The sequence below is a fragment of the Paenibacillus sp. LjRoot153 genome, assembly GCF_964253085.1.
Classification (GTDB): domain Bacteria; phylum Bacillota; class Bacilli; order Paenibacillales; family NBRC-103111; genus Paenibacillus_E.
This window is the reverse complement of sequence record NZ_CAXUQH020000001.1, coordinates 2,812,102-2,829,981: the sequence shown is the minus strand read 5'-3', so window position 1 is coordinate 2,829,981 and position 17,880 is coordinate 2,812,102. Positions and strand designations below refer to the sequence as shown.

The following is a 17,880-nucleotide window of genomic DNA, read 5'->3' as shown; positions in this document are numbered from 1 at the left end:
ATACGGTTTTTAGTTTTTTTGATGCTAACAAGAAAATCCCCTCCAATAATTTTTATATATGTTTTACAGAGGAAGCAATCCGAAGGGAAGCTTCCTCCAGTCAACAACAGATTCGATACAGTGTCAACCTTTTACTCCGCCAATCGTAAGACCAGATACGAAATAACGTTGGGCAAAAGGATAGAATAAAAGAACAGGACCTGTAACCAACATAGCGGTAGCCAACTTCATCGTTTCTGAAGGTAAGGCATCCATTACTATCTGAGAGTCCTTGACCGCATCGGTCATCCTAGCTAGCATCCTGTAGAGTAAATACTGCAGGCCCCACTTATCCTTGTCAGAAATCAGATAGAGACTATACCCAAACCAATTGTTCCAATAGCCAAGCGCTAAAAACAAACCAACCGTAGCAGATACGGGCTTGCATAATGGAATGATGATCTGCCAATAAACACGAAAGTCACCTGCCCCATCAATCCTTGCCGACTCGACTAAGGAGTGAGGAATTCCTTTAATATAATTACGAAACAAGAAGATATTAAATGGGCCCAATAATCCAGGTAGGATAACAGCCCACAACGAATGATTTAAATGAAGAAAGGTAGTATTAACCAAATAAGAAGGAATTAATCCGCCACTGAACAATGTAGTGAAGTAGATAAAGAAAGCCGCTTTATCTCTGTGTTTAAAATCAGTCCGTGACAGCACATAACCGCTCATGGAGGTTAGCAGTAGTCCAACTACCGTCCCAACAAGTGTTACGTAAATGGTGACCAAGTACGCATTTCCTATTGTGTCCCCTAAATTACTAAATACGACTTTGTAAGCTTGTAATGAAAACTCCTGAGGAAACAGTTTATATCCGTTAATCGCGACCTGGCTTTCATCACTAAACGAGCCAGACAGTACAAGGACGAAGGGCAATAGACAAACGATGGCAAAGAACGATACGATCGTAACCGCGATCACATTAAAAATTTTGGTACCAGCATCCTGTTGTATCGTATTTCTTTGCTTTTTAATGGATAATTCAGCCATAATAAACTCCTTTCATCTGAAAAATAGCAAGTTAGAAAAGTGCATTTTCCTTATCAGCTTTTTTCACAATATAATTAACAGTTAAGATGACAATTAAGCCAAATACAGATTGAAACAGTCCAGCCGCTGAACCTAAGCCCATACTAAAGTTGACAGTAAGTGAGCGATATACGTAAGTATCAATAATATCTGTTGCATTTAAGAGGAATCCATTTTGACCAATAATATTCCAGAACAAATCAAACTGCCCACGCATGATACCACCTAATGAGAATAGAAGCAGTACAATTACTGTTGGTTTGAGTAGTGGTAATGTAATGTGAATGATTCGCTGCCATTTGGAAGCACCGTCCACATAAGCTGCCTCGTAAATACTCTCATCAATCCCCATGATGGATGCCAAGTAAATGACGCTGCCATAACCCAAGCCCTTCCAGATCTCGACAGCAACGATAATGAATGGCCAAACGGCAGGTGTCGCATAAAAGTCAAACTTCTCAAATCCCATTGCAGTGAAAGCGCTGTTAATTACACCAAAATCATAATTGAATAAGTTGTAAACAATCGAGCTGATAATAACCATGGAGACGAAATATGGCATGAACATTAGCGTCTGTGAAGTCTTAACAAACTTCTTATAAGTAAGCTCTCTGAGAAGAATAGCGACAGACATTTGAAAAAAAGTGTTCAACCCAATAAAAGCAATATTGTAGAGAATTGTGTTTTTCGTTAATTTCCATATGATGGAGTCAAACCCACCTTGGAACAAAAACTCAAAGTTTTTGAACCAGACAAACTTACTAGCGATTCCTTTGCTAAAATCATAGTCAACGAAGGCGTAATAGACGCCAAACATCGGCAGGTATGCAAATAGGATAAAGAATACGATCATTGGGGTTAACATGAAATAATATGTTTTATGTTCTCTGAAATCCGAAAATAATTTTTTCTTTGTTTTTTTCTTTGTATTTTCTTTGGTTTGCACAGTTATGATTGCTTCTGACATATGATCTCCCTCTCCTTCTGTTTTAATTTTAACAAAGGCAAAGTTAAGGGCATATATCACTTTTCTATGATTTCTTGTACTTTTTAAAGCGCATACATAAAATGTAGAACGCTTTCTTCCAGCAAATAAATGGCCCAATAACAAAGAAGGAGTGCCCGCTCAGGACACTCCTCTTCTCGATTAATTTAATCATTCAATCCCATCATCCTGGCAATCAGAACAGCTGCTTCCGCCCTGGTTGCTTGTGCTTTTGGAGCAAAGTTACCTAAATCTTGCCCTTCCATCCATCCCGCTTCACTCATGGATTTGATGTCTGAAGCAGCAAAGTCCGCGATTTGTAATGCGTCATGAAAGGCTGCAGATGCCCGTGTTTTAGGCAGCTCGATTCCTGCCGCCTTCAAGATACGCACGCTCATTACTGCCAATTCCTCACGAGAAATGGGTTGGTTTAAGCCAAAGCTTCCGTCCTGGTACCCCGAAACGATCTTCTTGGCTTGTGCGGATGCCACCGCATCAGAATACCACTCCCCAGCTTTCGTATCCGTGAAGGTAGAAGAATAGCCCGGCTTTACCAAATCGTAGGCTTCCATTATTAGCTTCAGGAATTCTGCACGGGTAATCTCCTGTTGAGGAGCGAACTCGTTATCCCCTACCCCGTTCACGATATAACGGGAGGCTAACGCGTTAACGCTGATTTGTGCCCAAGAATAGGAAGCCATGTCCTTGAAATTTACAATGCTCGATACAACCGCATATGTACTGAAGTGTTTAACTTTGAATACCAACTCCCCAGTAACCAGATCATACTTTGAGTTCTTGACTACTTCCAGTTCACCCTTGCCATTGATGTAAGCAGCTATCAGATCGTGGTTCTTTTCGCCAGGTTTCAAGGTATACGGGATACGGATTTCCACGGAATTATTGTCTTTGAAAGTACTGACTGTTTGACCGTTGACCGTGAGATTGAATTCAAATACAGGCTTATCTTGAAGCAGCTTGGAAACAGAGGCCGGCAATGTCGCAGGATTGACCGTATCGATGGTTAGCTTTACAGCGTCTCCGACTTCCAGATCTTGAATCGCATCCGGTGCCACATTCATTGTCAACAAACTGGATTTAATGACTACTGTCTTAACCTTTTCTTGTTTCGCCTGAAGCAGAGCATCCGACGGCAGCTCCACTGCTAAAGAAGTTACCGCATCTTTTGACTTAATTTCAATCACCAGTTCTTTATCCTTGCCTTGGACTGCATTGGCTATCGCCTTGCTCAAGCTCTCGTTGTTCAAGATCACTTGTGCGGCCCCATCTTTCACAGTCGAGTTCACTTCGATTTGAGCACCCGTTACAACGGTTTCCGTCGGTGGAGGCGTAGGAGTAGGTGGCATAGGGTTACCACCCGTATTCCCTTGAGCCGTCTTCGCCGTATAATTTGCACTCGACTTGGAGTTCCCAGCTGCATCGAATGCCACTACTTTGAACGTATATGCCGTGTCGGCAGTAAGTCCGTTAATGCCGAAACTATAGGTATTGCCAGTAACCGTACCAGCTTTGATCTCTCCTTGATATACATCGTACCTGGTTACCCCGACGTTATCTATTGCGGCCGTCCAACCCAGCACTAGGGAACTTGTGGTTACTGAAGATGCATTCAGATTGGTAGGGGCCGTCGGTGGAGATAAATCCGGGGCTTCCAGTGTACTCACGGTATAGTCAGCGCTAGGCGTTTGGTTCCCGGCAGCGTCAAATGCTACTATCTTGAACGTATATGACGTATCTGGCGCAAGCCCCGTAAAGCTGTAACTATAGGTATTGCCGGTTACGGTTCCCGCATGCTGCCCGTCCTGAAGGATGTCATATCCTAATACTGCAACGTTGTCAGACGAAGCGGTCCAGAATAACTCCAGAGAAGATGAAGTGATGGAAGCGGCATACAGGTTCGTCGGCGGCAAAGGGGCACCTTCATCAAGGACAGTGACGTTTGCGATAGCTGGCAAGTTCGTTCCATAAACAGCTCCTGTAACTGTAAAGGTGCCAGACGTGCTAAATTGGGATGGGTCTAAAGCTACCCATGACACAGGTACAAGTTTCACGGTCTCATCGCTGTATACAGCGCTAACTACAGTCGGCAACACAGGAGCTGTACCTACTGTTGTGATGACTGCCACGCTGCCGAGACTGACAATAACTGGCTTAACGACTAAACCTTGCATGGCTTGAAGCAATCCGGATGCTGCATCGTCTATTTGTGTCTGCGTACTACCGGTATTGTGAATGGCTGCCAATCCTACTAATTTGGCTTCCTGTACAACGGCATAGCTATCTTCATAATAGCTCCCTTCCTGTAATTCATTTGCTTTTCCAAGCAACAGGGTGAGTAGTGTAGAGTCTAAAGGTTTCTTGTAGAACTCCAGCTCGGCGATATTGGCGTTACCACTAGGTGAATAGTAACGCAAATACCGGTATGACGTATCGTCGGTAATCGGTGCTGTAAACCATTTCTCCGTTGTAACCCCACTTATCGTATAGAGGTTAATATAATTCGTGCCATCATTGGACCCTTGAAGGATTGCACCATTAGCACGGGCAATATTCCCGCTTCTCGGATAGAATTTGAAGCTACCCAAAGATTGGGCATTGCCCACTCCAAAATCTACCCGAATCCATCCAGGATTTGATGTTGTATCCGTGGCGGTGCTAAGATTGCCGTCAAATGCACGCCAGCCATTGGCTTCTGGCGAGCCTGCGCTTGCATTCGGATAGACTACAGTGGAGGCAAGCACCATATCCGAAGTAACGGCGATTTTCTCAGTAGCAAGTGTGAACCGTGGTACCAAGGAAGCTTCCGCTTGGGCTAGTTGGACAGCGAGTTGTTCCTTATTGGCCTCCGGCTTCTCCATACCTTTCCGGATTCGTTCTACTTCATTCATGTAAAGATAATAACTTCCGTTGGTATATGGCGTCGCTGTAAGCACATTCAAATTGACCTTGAAATTCACAGTTTGGCTCACCGCAAAACTTCCGTTACTTACTTGGAAGATAACCGGATGGTTGCCATAATCCGCTTGACGCGGGGTCCAAGTGAAGACACCTGTGTTGGTGTTCAGGGTAGCCCCAAAAGGCAAATTGCTCGCACTGAAGGTCAACCGTTCGCCTGCGGGTTCTGATGCAGAAATCGGATAGGAAAAAGCTTGTGTTGCAGTAAGCTCTCTGTCTGTATTCCCGGCAATTACCGGATTGCCCTTAACCGCGATCTTGACGGTCCTCGATGTGGACAAGCTGTTGGCTTTAGCGGTAAAAGTGACGTTGTATACGCCGCCCTGCTCCTTGGTTGGCGTCCATGTGAATGTACGAGTTATTGGGCTAAAAGAAGCTCCGGCAGGTTGATCCCCCGCCGAATAAACCGTTCCTGTCACGGTATTCGAGGTTTCAATCGTGAAAGTCAACGTTTTCTCCGCCTCGACCTTCTTATCCTCGAAACGTGCCAAGATAGGTACGCCTTCCAGATAGACCAGACCATCCATTGCCGTCCTGAGTGTTGCTGCGGCGGAATCGACCTCCACTTGGGTTGCAGTTCCATTGTTCATCACAGCTTCTGCTGCTGATTTTGCCTGAAGCAGTTGTTGACCGCTGTTCTCCGTATAATTCTCCATTTGGATGGCGCCGGCTTCACCCAAGAAACCGACGAGCAGCGTGTGGTCAATTAGCTTGCCATAGAACTCCAGCTCGGCAATATTAGCAAAGCCGGTGGATGTAAAATAACGTAAATACCGGAAGGCCGTTTCATTGGTAATCGGCGCTGTATACCACTTCTCCGTAGTGACCCCACTTATCGTGTACAAATTCATATAATTTGTTCCATCGTTGGAGCCTTGAAGAATTGCTCCATTAGCACGAGCAGCACTACCGCTTTTCGGATAGAACTTAAAGCTGCCCAAGGATTTCGCATTGCCTGCCCCAAGGTCTACTCGGATCCACCCAGATTTCACCGTTGTATCTGTCCCTGTTCCCACATTCCCATCAAATGCACGCCAGCCATTGAGTTCCGCCGAACCCGCGCTTGCATTCGGATAAACGACGCTGGATGCAACCACCATCTCCGGGGTAATGGAAAATTTCTCTATAGGAAGCATGCTAATCGAGACCAAAAGTTTTTCCGCCTCGTAGAATTTACCCATCAGCGCCAGTTTGTTAGCTCCGGGCTGATTCATAGCCACCTTAATTCGTTCCACTTCCTGCTGGTAGTGATAATAGCTTAGCTTGGTGTAGCTGTTCGATGAAACCATCTTGGAATCTAGGTTCTGAATATCATATTCCCCATAGAATTCAATTTCCGCTACATTGCCGCTCCAAGCCGTGCTATTGTACAGTTTCAAGTAGCGGTAATTGCCCTGGCTCAGAATATTGTCCGAATTGATCACAGACCATACGCCTTCTTGAGCTCCTTTTACTGGGTTCGAAAGATTCGTCCAATTGGTGTTATCATTGGAACCTTGGACAATCATCCCATTTAATCTGCTGCTATTTGTTTGTCGTGGTATCAATTCAATCCTATTCAATCTAACCGAAGCGCCTTCTCCGAAATCAACCGTGTAATATGATCCAGTACTGGTATTCAAGTCGCCGGCTGTGGTCGTATTTCCATCAAACAGCAAGTACCCCACCTGATCTTTGCTTAAACCAGTTCCGGGATACTGGACGTCTGAAGCTGTTACCGTCGCCATTTTGGTCACATTGATGTATTGGGATCGGTCAATAATGTTAAGCTTGGAGTTGTCTGTTGTTAGAACTGCCGTTTCACCGTTCGTTCCATCCATACTCTGGTAGTCAACAGAAATCTTAACAGGACCAATTGGGATGTCCCCGTCCAATGTGGCCGTTGCAATCCAATTAATATTGTCCAACGTGCTAACAGATGCATGAATTCCTTGAATTGTAATGTTTACGTTCTGAATTGCTTCCTTAGCCTTAATTGTTACCTTGGCTGAATCACCAATTGCGATCTTTCCGTTTACACTCTGATCCGAGCTGATTGAAACCGCCCCGAGCTTATTACCAGTCTCATAGCGCTTCCCGTAGATTCTAAATTCCGTTAATTCCAGGAAATTCCTAACGACTCCATAAAGAACATCTGGCAGCGGTTGAATCATTTGTAATTTAATAAATCGGTATTTACTATTCTGATACGCAGGATCCACATCTAGCGTGTGATATTCTTGCGTATACGACGTAACTCCTGGCGTCAGCCGGGTCCAAGTTTCTCCATCATTTGATCCGTATACGGTAGAGTTCGCAAGGCGATCCGAAAAAATATTGCTTTGGAACCCAAACTTCGTAGCTGAAACCTTATAATCGGGTCCGAAATCAACGATATGGTATAGATTAGGAGCAGATCCGAGCGCAAGCGTATATGCAGCGCCAGTTAGATTACTTAGATCGTCCATATTCGAAATAGAGGAACCCCAGCTAGACCAAAATACTTTATCTGAGTAATGCATGCTGCCATCTGGTCTCAATGGCGTCACTAATTCGAGATTTTCAACTATGCTTCTTAGTGATTGCAATAGCTGATTGAAAACTGCATCAGTAGCAACGTTAATCTGACTCATAGTCTTCTCATACTCGGCTTGAAAATGTGCAAGTGAAGCAGACACATAAACGTTATTTGGATTATATGGAGCTATTACTGCTTGCACTGCGGAAGCACGATCATTTGCTACATTTATCTTAACGTTCTTGGTTGTAACCGTCGTACCGTCAGAAGCCGCAACAACAAATGAGATGCTTCCTTTTTCCATCGGCTGCCAAGTAAAAAGTCCGGTGCTACTATTCAATCCAAGCCCATCTGGATTATTCTGAAGCTCATAAGTAATAACATCCGTACTACTTACATCCGTAGCAGAGAAATCGAAGCTAAGCGGTGAGCTTGCATAGGTAAATACAGTTAAATCCGAATTCCCTGCGCGAAACATCGGAGGTGTCAACTCTGTACCAGCTTTAACATTGATGTGGTCCAGATCTACCATAGTAGCGGATCCTTTGACCTCCAGATAAAGCATGTCTTGCAAGCTTTGTGTGGCTTTCATTGTATAAGATACATATTTCCACTGCCCTTTCGTATCCGGCAATGTCAATGTATCGTTTATTCCAGAAGATAATTCCAATGTGGCCACACCATTCGTTCGGATCTTAAAGCCAATGGTCTTCGTAGCGTTAGATCCATTCATAAATGCAATTTTACTACCCGCCTCCGTTGCGGAGAACCGGATAAAAGAAGAATCTCCTTCTTGCATAGCTGTTGCTTGACCGCGCAATTCTGTGAAACGTTCTTCCACTTCCAGCAGCGTACCACTGTTCTGCATCTTAGGAAGGGATGCCGCTCCTTCCGATTCGACCGCCTTTGGAATGTAGAGCCAGAAGTCCCCTCCCCCGTCTACGCCATCCCAGATGTTGTTCACAGATCCTCCATAGTAGCAAATGGGGGGCAACCTCTTGGTGAACATTTCATAAAAGTAAGGCGCCGTTGTTTGCAAATCCACCTGTTTGATATAGGTATAATAATAGTACAAGTCCATGAAATTGGACGAAATAAACCTTCCTTTGTATCCAGTAGAAATTTGATTATAAGTGTCTCTGATCGTTCCATCCGGGGAAATCGCGTACGCCACAGGTGTCCAAGGCGTATCATAACCGAGTGTGAACTGACTGAAGAAATTAGCCGCCGCCAATATCCTGTCGTTCAAAAACTCATAAGGCCCCACAGCGTTCGGACTGGTGGAAACGGTTCCATCAACGGGGTCAACTTTGGTACCTTGAGCTAGCAGCATCCGTGAAATGATCGCTGCATTCGTTAAATCCCCCGATCCATGCGCTTGGTCCCTCCCCATCTCTATGTGCTGTACTACAGGCTGGTCCAATTTTTCACCTGTCAAATCGTTGGTATCAACCAACCGGAACAGCTGCTTCACTGACCCATTGAAGCCCTGATCATTCGCTGTTTTATTTACAGTGAACCACTCTACTGCTTCGTCATATCTGCCTTTATTATCTGTAAAGATATACCCCGCCATGGCTCCTAAGAGCGGATAATTGTGCTGGTTCATAAAGTAGTTATTACTGTGCTGGAAGGTTTCGATTACCGGAGTAATGAGATTGTTCGTAAAATCAGTCGTATCCTTAGCCGTCCATTGCAGATCTGTCGTCTGAGAACTTGTATACCTTAAGATTTCTGCCGCCGTTACCATGCGGTTGAGCGGAATGCCTGTGTGGATATGCGAATCTGTGAAATACACGTATTTCGAAGGATCCATCTGGGACCAAATGCGAATGATACGCATAGCATTGGCCCGGTAAGTCTCGTCTCCTGTTATATAATACATTACCGTCTGGGTATACGCTTTCAAGCCATCAGCTATAAACTTCGAGTTAAAGCCTTGACTGTTAAAGGCAGTTGTGCCCGGTTTCGTTGGGTCCGTAGAGCTTGCATTGCTAGACGTTACCGTTTTGGAAGCGTTAGCGGATGCCGTCATGGCAACATAGTAAGAATACCAGGGTTCCTTCTTCGCCTGTACCTGCTCACGCATATTTTCCAATATGGATTTAGTCAATCCGACACCTGGATGGGTAAAACCGTTACCGCTTGTGGATTCAACAATCTCCACTTGATTGCCAGTGCCTACCTCGGGATCCGCAGCCAAAGTAGCACCCATCGGCATTAGAGATGCAAGTATGGTCACAACCGCAACGAGCGCAAACAGGCGTCTCCAGTCTTGCCAGCTTTTTAATGCCGTGTTTCGTTTCATTAAATTTCCTCCTTAAAAAGTAATTGATGTTATCGGTTGATTCTAGGTTGAGCGTGCGTGAGAAGCTGCCCTAATGTCATAGAACTCAACACAGTTGGGCGGATAAAGTAAGCGCTTTCGATAGTAATTTTAACAATGGTGTAATTTTGCGTATATATCACTTTTCAATGATTTCTTGTACTTTCTCAAAGAACAATTACCTGGAAGCTATAACCGCCATACGTGGAACAAAAGTAAATAGCCCTACGATTTCTCGCAAGGCCAAAATCTTCAGTTATTTAGCTTCGTGCCCTTCTTCGGCGAAAACAATTCGATAACTTAAAGGGCTGCCACGCGGGCAGCCCTTGGAACTTGAAACTAGATAATTAATTCCCCTTATACCCGTATTCCGGTATCGCTTTCCATCTTCTCCGCAGTTCATGTGCCGCCATCTTGGGCTTGCGATCCCGCGTAAAGACCCCTTTCTTATTCCCCTGAACCCTTATGATACCTTGGCTCGTTTGAAAGTCAGCAAAGTTCCACACATGCTCGCCAACGAAATGCTCAAATTCATCAAACACTTCATGGTTGGCTCGTAGATATTCCACCTGATATTCTTCTGTGAACATGACCGGATCGACATCGTGAAAACCAGCAATCGTATCGGCACCATACTCGGTCATCATGATTGGTTTACCTGGACAGCGCGTTGTCCAGCCATTCATTTCTCTGCGCAGCATGCTCTTAGCTGTTTCAAAATCCCCGCCAAACGCGTACCAGCCATAATAGCGGTTAAGACACAGTACATCGACCAACTCAGCTACTTTATCCTTATCAGGGGTAGCCATCATAATATTGACGATGGTTACAGGTCTTCTCTGCGGGTCAATCTCTCTTGCTAGTTCCACAAGCGGCTGGAAATACGCCAATGCTCCTTCTTCTTCGGATGCTGGTTCATTGGCTATACACCACATAATGACGCTAGGGTGATTTTTATCGCGTGCAATAAGCTCGCGAATGATATCTGCGTGATGGTCCTGCGTTTGAAGCACTTCCCACGTTTTACGCTGCGGTCCTCTTGAAGGAGCGACATTAAAGTTCAGATGCAAACCCACAGCAGGCGTCTCGTCAATAACGACGATTCCTTCGCGGTCTGCCAATCGCATGATTTCTTCGGAATATGGATAATGCGCGGTCCGGAACGAGTTGGCCCCGATCCATTTCATCAGTTGGAAATCCATCACATTGGCTGCTTCATTCATGCCTCGGCCATTAATCGGCGTATCCTCGTGCTTGCCGAAGCCTTTGAAATAGAATGGCTTGTTGTTAATGAGGAACTTGCCATCTTTCACTTCAATCGTCCTAACGCCGAACGGTTGTTCATAAACATCGATAACTTGTCCGTCTTGGATCAATTCAAGCTTGAGCGTATACAGGTAAGCAGCAAGGGGCTCCCACAGCTTTGCGCTTTCAATGCGAATTGAACCTGATACCCCTTCCAACTCACCGACAGTTACTCCTAATTGATCAACAACGCTAGCTTGTAGTATAGCTTGACCTTCTATTGCCGCCTCGTATTGGACGATCCCCGTTGTTCCGTTCAGCCCCGTAACGATGGCAACATCCTTAATGTACGATCTCGGTGTCGTATAGATTTTGACTGGACGATGAATCCCTGCATAGTTGAAAAAGTCAAAGTAAGGACTATTTTTGACGACCTTGCCCCCGCCTGGCAGTTCCGTCTCGGTATAGCTGCCCATCGGAAGCGTCGTTTCATCGACGATGTTATTGACAGCGACTGTCAGGCGATTTTTACCTACTTGCAGGAATGAATTGATCTCGGCTTCAAATGGCGTGAAGCCGCCTTTGTGTTCCATAACAAGGCTGCCATTCACATACACTTTGGCCAAATGTGTTGCCGAACCGAAGCGCAAAACATTGCGCTCTGTAAGCAACAGGCTCGGTACAGTGAAGTCTCTCTCGTACCAAACCCAACCAACATGATTCCGGATGTCCGCCGTGACCCCAGCGTCATTAAACGAAGATGGCACAGACATGCCGATTGTTTCCTGTAGAGGGGCATTTTGCCACTCTTGTTCAAAGCCTTTTCCCGAATCAAGCTTAAAACTCCAAATACCACTTAGATCAATAACGCTGCGTGTTTCCGTCAATATTGGATATAACATGATTATCAAACTCCTTTATAAGTAGGTTTTTGTCATTTAGGAAAGAGGGGTGTACTGGAACCAGTCAAATGAAGCAGGAGCCTTGCAAGCTCTTCCATTCCCTGTGGCATAGAGCCCGAAGTACACCCCTGTGAAGCCACCTGCCACCTCTGTGGAAAGCAGTGAGCATTCGCCCGAGCCGATAGACTTTCGCTCCCCGTTAGGCGATGCATAGTAAAAGGAGTATTGTGACGGTGTAGCTTCCACACCAAAAATGATGTCGGTGCCTTCATACTTCTCTTCCAACTCAACTTTCCATAATGAACCGATACGGCGGCGAAGTATAACGGTACGGCCATTTGCTTCACTGTGTAGCAGCGCAATCTCATAATGGAATCGCTCGTTCATATACAGCGTAAGTCCTGCTTCTTCGCCTTCCTGACGCGATGTAAAGGACAGGAACGTTGTAACTACACAGCGATGATGCTGTTGTCTCCGGCCAACGAACGCTGGAGAGCCCACATCATTCAACGTTACAGCCGAACCCCGAAGGGTAAGCCAGCCTGGCCGATCTTCCAGTGACCAATCTTCTTCACGTGGATTCCGCAGGAAATTCCAATTGAGTTGGAGCTGTTTCGCATCAAAATCATCCTTTTCTATCCAAAGGGGGTCAGATTCGAGCAGCAGTGTGCCGCCATCCATCTTCTCAGCTACCTTTCCTGCATCGCCGATCACGGGCCACCCGTCCACGGACCACGTCACTGGAGCAAGGAAGGTCTCACGCCCTAAATGATGGTGTCGTCCACTGAAGGGAACGGACACTGGGCGAATCCCTAGGAAAACGGCCCACCAACCGCCATCCTCCAATTGCACAAGATCTGCATGCCCGGTGGCTTGGATAGTGCTCCCTGTACTGCGATGCGTTAGAATTGGATTACTCGGGTTGCTCTCGAATGGCCCATATGGATTGTCACTTCGAGCAATCGTAACCATATGGCCATACTCGGTTCCGCCCTCCGCAATCATCAAGTAATACTTGCCTTGTACGCGGTATAAATGAGGTCCTTCCGCTGATTTCCCTCCGGTTCCTCCCCAAATCAGACGTCGCTCGGACAAGAGCTTGCCGGTTTCGATGTCGATTTCCGCTTGGTAAATGCCCTTCGGTTCGTCCCCTCTGAAACCACCCGTTCCGGTAATATATACGCGTCCATCTTCATCAAAGAATAAAGACGGATCAATACTCGGCCAATCCAGCCTGACCGGCTCGGACCATGGCCCCTCAGCCTTTTCAGCCCAAACATAGAAATTATGAAAGCCACCGTTCAGATTTGTGGTAATCATATAGAAGCGGCCTTTGTGAAAGCGGAGTGTGGGAGCATAGATGCCCATGGAGCTTCGGCACCCTTCCAAATTGAGCTGGCTCAGACGAGTCAAGCAATGCCCGATTTGTTCCCAATGGACGAGATCACGGCTATGGTAGATCGGCACCCCTGGGAAATAATGAAAGGTACTGTTTACTAAATAAAAGTCGGAACCCGCCTTGCAGATGCTTGGATCTGGATGAAAGCCCGGTATGATGGGGTTTGTATATTGTTGGGCTGTGGATGACACTGTATCCAGCCTCCTTAATCTAGAGAAATTTACTTCACAGGTATTTCCATGGACACGGTTCTAAACCCATCAATACTGACCGTCAGCACAGCCGTTCCAGGCTCATATCCCGCACGGACGATCGCAAGCAACCTGCCTTTATAGGAAGTGAACTCGCCTGTTGTATAATTCTCGGTCGTCTGCGGCCTGCCAGTACCAAATGCAGCAAGCGATGCTGCTCCTTCGACTTGAGCCTTTGCCTTCAACTCAGCACCAGGAACAAGATTGCCCTCTGCATCGATGATCTCAACGACCGCATGTAGCAGCGACTGTCCGTCTGCCACCACTTCCATCCTCTCAGGATTAATGCGGATAGCAGCAGGCTCTCCTGTAGATTTCAAGATGTCTGACGAAATTTTCTCGCCAGACGCATAACTTACAGCTTCCAAAGTCCCTGGTTCAAAGACGAGTTCAAACTTTGCAGTGAATCGGTGCTCTTTCCCGGCAGGCTTTCTCCCGAGGCTCTTTCCGTTCAGGATAAGCTCCACTTCCTCCGCGGCTGAATAGACATCAACTTCCACCGATTGTCCCTCATACCCCGTCCAGCTCCATGCGTTTTCGCATTCCGGCCATCCCCATCGGCCTAAAACCTCTGTCTTGCCATGGTTTTTAGGGTTACGCGAAGCAATAAAGGTCTCGTCAGAGCCCCACACGATCCTACGGTAAGCAAGTTGTGGGCGTTCGAATCCACAAAGATCAAAGTCCGCATCACTTGCGAGACGCCACGGATATTTGGCAATATGAATACTCCTGTATGTGGCAGCAGCCTCGTCTTGCTCAACATATTCTGCCTTTCCAAGACCGGCCTCACCAATGTAGTCGTAACTTGTCCAGTTGAAATCTCCAATCACATGGGAAAAGCGCTCAACATCATGCCAGTACTTATCCATTTCGAGCGGTTTGCTTTCCGTCCCACAGATGACCCGGTTCGGATAGTTCTCAGGCGCATTTTCATAATGGTAATTCAGATAGTTGTATCCAACAACATCCAGCGGTGCGGCAAAGGCTTCCGTATAGTCACCCCAAATCCCTCTACCAAATTCCGTATCTAAATTTTGCAAGCCTCCTCCTGATGACTTAGCCTGTTTGAACAAACCCTCATAAAATATCGCTGAATCTTCGTCATCAAGCCCTCCCCAGAAGGAGCATAAGGAATGCGTAATCAAGCGTGTTGAATCAAGTTCACGCACGTAAGCCGCGAGTTTGACGGCCCACATATTTCCGTCCGACAATCCACCGCGCTCTGAAACCTCATTTCCTGTAGACCACATAATGACGCTGGGATGATTGCGGTCACGGAGAATGAAAGCTTCCATATCTGCCTTCCAGTCCTCTTCGAAGTACTGACTATAATCATGTGTGTTTTTCTCCATCACCCAAACGTCGAATGCTTCGTTGATAACAAGCAGCCCTAGACGGTCGCAGGCATCCAACATATCCCTCGACATCGGATTGTGCGCAAATCGGATGGCATTATACCCATTGTCTTTGTGGACTTTCATCTTGCGGTATTCGCTGTCCTTAAACGACGCAGCGCCGAGGATCCCGTTATCATGATGCACGCAGCCGCCTTTGAGCTTCACAGTGCGCCCGTTCAACATAAAGCCGTTTTTGGTGTCAACGGATATCGTCCTAATACCAAATTGGGTGCTTTCGCTATCCAGAACCGTCTCTTTGTCGGTTAATTGAGCCGTAATTTTGTAAAGATTCGGTGAATCAATATCCCAAATGTCGGCGTTTTCGACGGCGATCTTTACTTGGCCTACAGACTTTTCTCCAGCGGGTACATGTACTTTAACCCTTCCGGTACCGGCCACCGTGCCGGATAACTCTTTCTCGAACTTGACGTCTACCCACAGATTTGCAATATCAGCCGTATGGTTTTCCACCGTCGTTTCTACGTTGATAAAGGCAGTTCCGTTTACAATATGCGAGGTGTGAGCGTAAATTCCCCATGGGGCTATATGCACCTTTGGAGCGCAAAGCAAATCAACGTGGCGATAAAGACCAGAGCCAGTATACCAGCGTGCATTCGGCTGCGCTGCATTATTGACGGTTACTGCAAGGCGATTCGGTTTGCCTGGCTTCATGTAGGGAGTAAGATCAGCATGAAACGGCGTGTAGCCGTAATGGTGTCTAGCCACCGTATGTCCATTCAATACAACCGTTGTGTTCATATATGAACCGTCAAACTCTACCAGTACACGTTTATCGGCATACACTTCTGGCATATCTAAAATCTTGGTATATGTCCCAACTCCTCCGCCATAATAGCCCGTATTGGATCCTCCTGGCGCTTCTGGGCTTGTATCCGTCTCGATGGTAAAGTCATGCGGCAGGTTAACGATTTTCCCTGGCTGGCTAAATCCTGGTATCCCTGACGGTTTCCCGTTTACAAACTCCCATGATCGGTCAATATTTTCTTTAAACATGGTTGCTCCCCTCTCCATAACAAAACGATAAGTCTATATTTTCATCATACTGGCAATACGTTTTGCTCACTAACACTCTCACGACTTATTCAATAACGTTTTAACGACTTCTTTATGCTGAATCTGTACGATATCAAAAAAATAAACCGGGTCCATTTACATGGATCCCGGCTCATTCTTTATTTTTTATTTGCAGCTGCCCATGCGTCCAACTGCTTCTGTTTCTCCGCAATAACTTTATCTATACCTGCAGCCTTCAGCTTCGTTCTAAATTCTTGCAGCTTATCGGCAGGATCTATTGTTCCCGACTCCAGCCCTTTTTTGTATTGTTCCGTTACATTGTTAAGTGCTGTAATCTCGTTTTTTACTGCCTCCGCATTAAAAGAGAAGCCAAGTGCTTTCGATTTAACAGCATTTTTATTCACATCCAAGGTTACTTTCCACTTATCTTTAGGCTCGGTCCCAAACGTATAGGTAAGGGTTGGATTCCCAATCAGCCAAGCTTGGTTGGTATAACCGACTGTCTTACCATCAATGCCGGTAGGGAAATCAGCACTAGTTTCCGACGTCTTCACATAGTGTTTACCTTCAATGCCCCACATTAACAAGTTCGCGATATCCTTATCTGCATACATGAGATTCATGAACATCATCGTACGTTCAGCATTCGTAGAATTATTGGAAATCGACCACATCGCTTGAAGCACATCGCTAGTTGTTGAAAATACATTCGGCAATACTGGGGCAAATACTAATTCTGTAGATGATAAGCGATTTTCCCCTTCTACTCCACCAGGTTTATTTGCTAGGAAGTAAGCAAATATCTTATTTGCCTTCATGAGTTCTGAGCCACTAATCTTGCTCGTAGCTGCGTCTTTAGAGATATATCCGCTTTTAAACCAAGTGTTCACTTTCTTCAGATAATCTTCATACTCTTTGGATTCGTAAAGGTTTACGAGCTTTAAGCCATTGTCGAATCCAGTCAATACCCCGAAGCGGTCACCCAATCGATCATACCAAACATATTGATCTGATGGGACGGATTGCCCAGCTCCCAGTGGAGTGATACCAGGTTCATTATCTTTAATCGTCTTGAATACTTGATCGAGATCATCGATTTTCTTAATGGAAGCAACATCAATTTTATACTTGTCTACCAAATCTTTTCTCATAACAATACCAGCTTGTCCTGTTGTGAAATCCTTAAGAACGGGTATGCCATAGGTCTTGCCGTTTACCAGTGCGCTCTTAAGATAATCAACATCGAACTGTTTTTTTAGATCCTGACCGTACTTGTCCAAAAGGCCATCCATAGCCACAACTTTGCCTGCAGCCACATCACTCGCATAGCTTTGTCCAAATTGTAAGTACATATCCAGCTTCTCACCACTAGACGTCATCAAATTCATTTGCTGCTGCCAAGCGCCGATACTGATAGGAAGGATTTTTACTGTCGCATTAATTTTCGCTTTCGTGATTTTACTGATTTCATCTTGCACTGCTTGAATATCCTTCGGCATTGCTCCCAATATCGGCATAGCCAGGGTGATTTCAAACGGATCTTTCGTAGCGCTGCTTAGGCTTGCGCTGGAGGCTGGAGTTGCACTAGAAGATGTGCTTCCTTCATTCTCGGATGACGAACAGGCGGTCATCGTTCCCGTTAACATGACTGCCACAAGCGACAAAGCTGTCAGCTTCAAATTACTTTTCATTTGTAATCCCCCCAATAGGTGTTGTACTTTACACCTTCATCTTATCGCTATACGTGAGGAGCGACTAACACTTTGACGACTTCTTTAATAGCGTTTTCA

General features: G+C 45.7%; 7 protein-coding genes. All 7 read right to left on the bottom strand.

Translation table 11 applies throughout. The annotated features are described in order from the left end of the window. Nucleotides 1-123: 123 nt before the first annotated feature. A complete protein-coding gene (locus ACSQ8P_RS12075; protein WP_436235394.1) occupies nucleotides 124-1,038 on the bottom strand; it encodes a carbohydrate ABC transporter permease in 915 nt (304 codons plus the stop codon). 31 nt (nucleotides 1,039-1,069) lie between these two features. Beyond that, nucleotides 1,070-2,044, bottom strand: a complete 975-nt coding sequence (locus ACSQ8P_RS12070; RefSeq protein ID WP_436235393.1) for an ABC transporter permease — start codon at nucleotides 2,042-2,044, stop codon at nucleotides 1,070-1,072. Between the two features lie 185 nt (nucleotides 2,045-2,229). Continuing rightward, nucleotides 2,230-9,843 (bottom strand): galactose-binding domain-containing protein, encoded by a 7,614-nt coding sequence (locus ACSQ8P_RS12065; RefSeq protein ID WP_436235392.1) that lies wholly within the window; start codon nucleotides 9,841-9,843, stop codon nucleotides 2,230-2,232. 365 nt (nucleotides 9,844-10,208) lie between these two features. Continuing rightward, on the bottom strand, nucleotides 10,209-12,008 hold the full coding sequence (gene uidA, locus ACSQ8P_RS12060; RefSeq protein WP_436235391.1) for a beta-glucuronidase: 1,800 nt from the start codon (nucleotides 12,006-12,008) through the stop codon (nucleotides 10,209-10,211). A 36-nt stretch (nucleotides 12,009-12,044) separates the two neighbouring features. Further along, on the bottom strand, nucleotides 12,045-13,598 hold the full coding sequence (locus ACSQ8P_RS12055) for a glycoside hydrolase family 43 protein (protein WP_436235390.1): 1,554 nt from the start codon (nucleotides 13,596-13,598) through the stop codon (nucleotides 12,045-12,047). A 29-nt stretch (nucleotides 13,599-13,627) separates the two neighbouring features. Further along, entirely contained in the window at nucleotides 13,628-16,069 is a 2,442-nt protein-coding gene (locus ACSQ8P_RS12050) for a glycoside hydrolase family 2 TIM barrel-domain containing protein (RefSeq protein WP_436235389.1), read from the bottom strand. 179 nt (nucleotides 16,070-16,248) lie between these two features. Further along, the gene (locus ACSQ8P_RS12045; RefSeq protein ID WP_436235388.1) at nucleotides 16,249-17,781 is read right to left on the bottom strand and encodes an ABC transporter substrate-binding protein; all 1,533 of its coding nucleotides are present in this window, start codon (nucleotides 17,779-17,781) and stop codon (nucleotides 16,249-16,251) included. Nucleotides 17,782-17,880 lie beyond the last annotated feature (99 nt).

Excerpts from the sequence above, each read along its gene's own strand:
- ACSQ8P_RS12070 (WP_436235393.1), bottom strand. The coding sequence starts at position 2,044 with ATGTCAGAAGCAATCATAACTGTGCAAACCAAAGAAAATACAAAGAAA.
- ACSQ8P_RS12050 (WP_436235389.1), bottom strand. The coding sequence starts at position 16,069 with ATGTTTAAAGAAAATATTGACCGATCATGGGAGTTTGTAAACGGGAAA.
- ACSQ8P_RS12075 (WP_436235394.1), bottom strand. The coding sequence starts at position 1,038 with ATGGCTGAATTATCCATTAAAAAGCAAAGAAATACGATACAACAGGAT.
- ACSQ8P_RS12045 (WP_436235388.1), bottom strand. The coding sequence starts at position 17,781 with ATGAAAAGTAATTTGAAGCTGACAGCTTTGTCGCTTGTGGCAGTCATG.
- uidA (WP_436235391.1), bottom strand. The coding sequence starts at position 12,008 with ATGTTATATCCAATATTGACGGAAACACGCAGCGTTATTGATCTAAGT.
- ACSQ8P_RS12065 (WP_436235392.1), bottom strand. The coding sequence starts at position 9,843 with ATGAAACGAAACACGGCATTAAAAAGCTGGCAAGACTGGAGACGCCTG.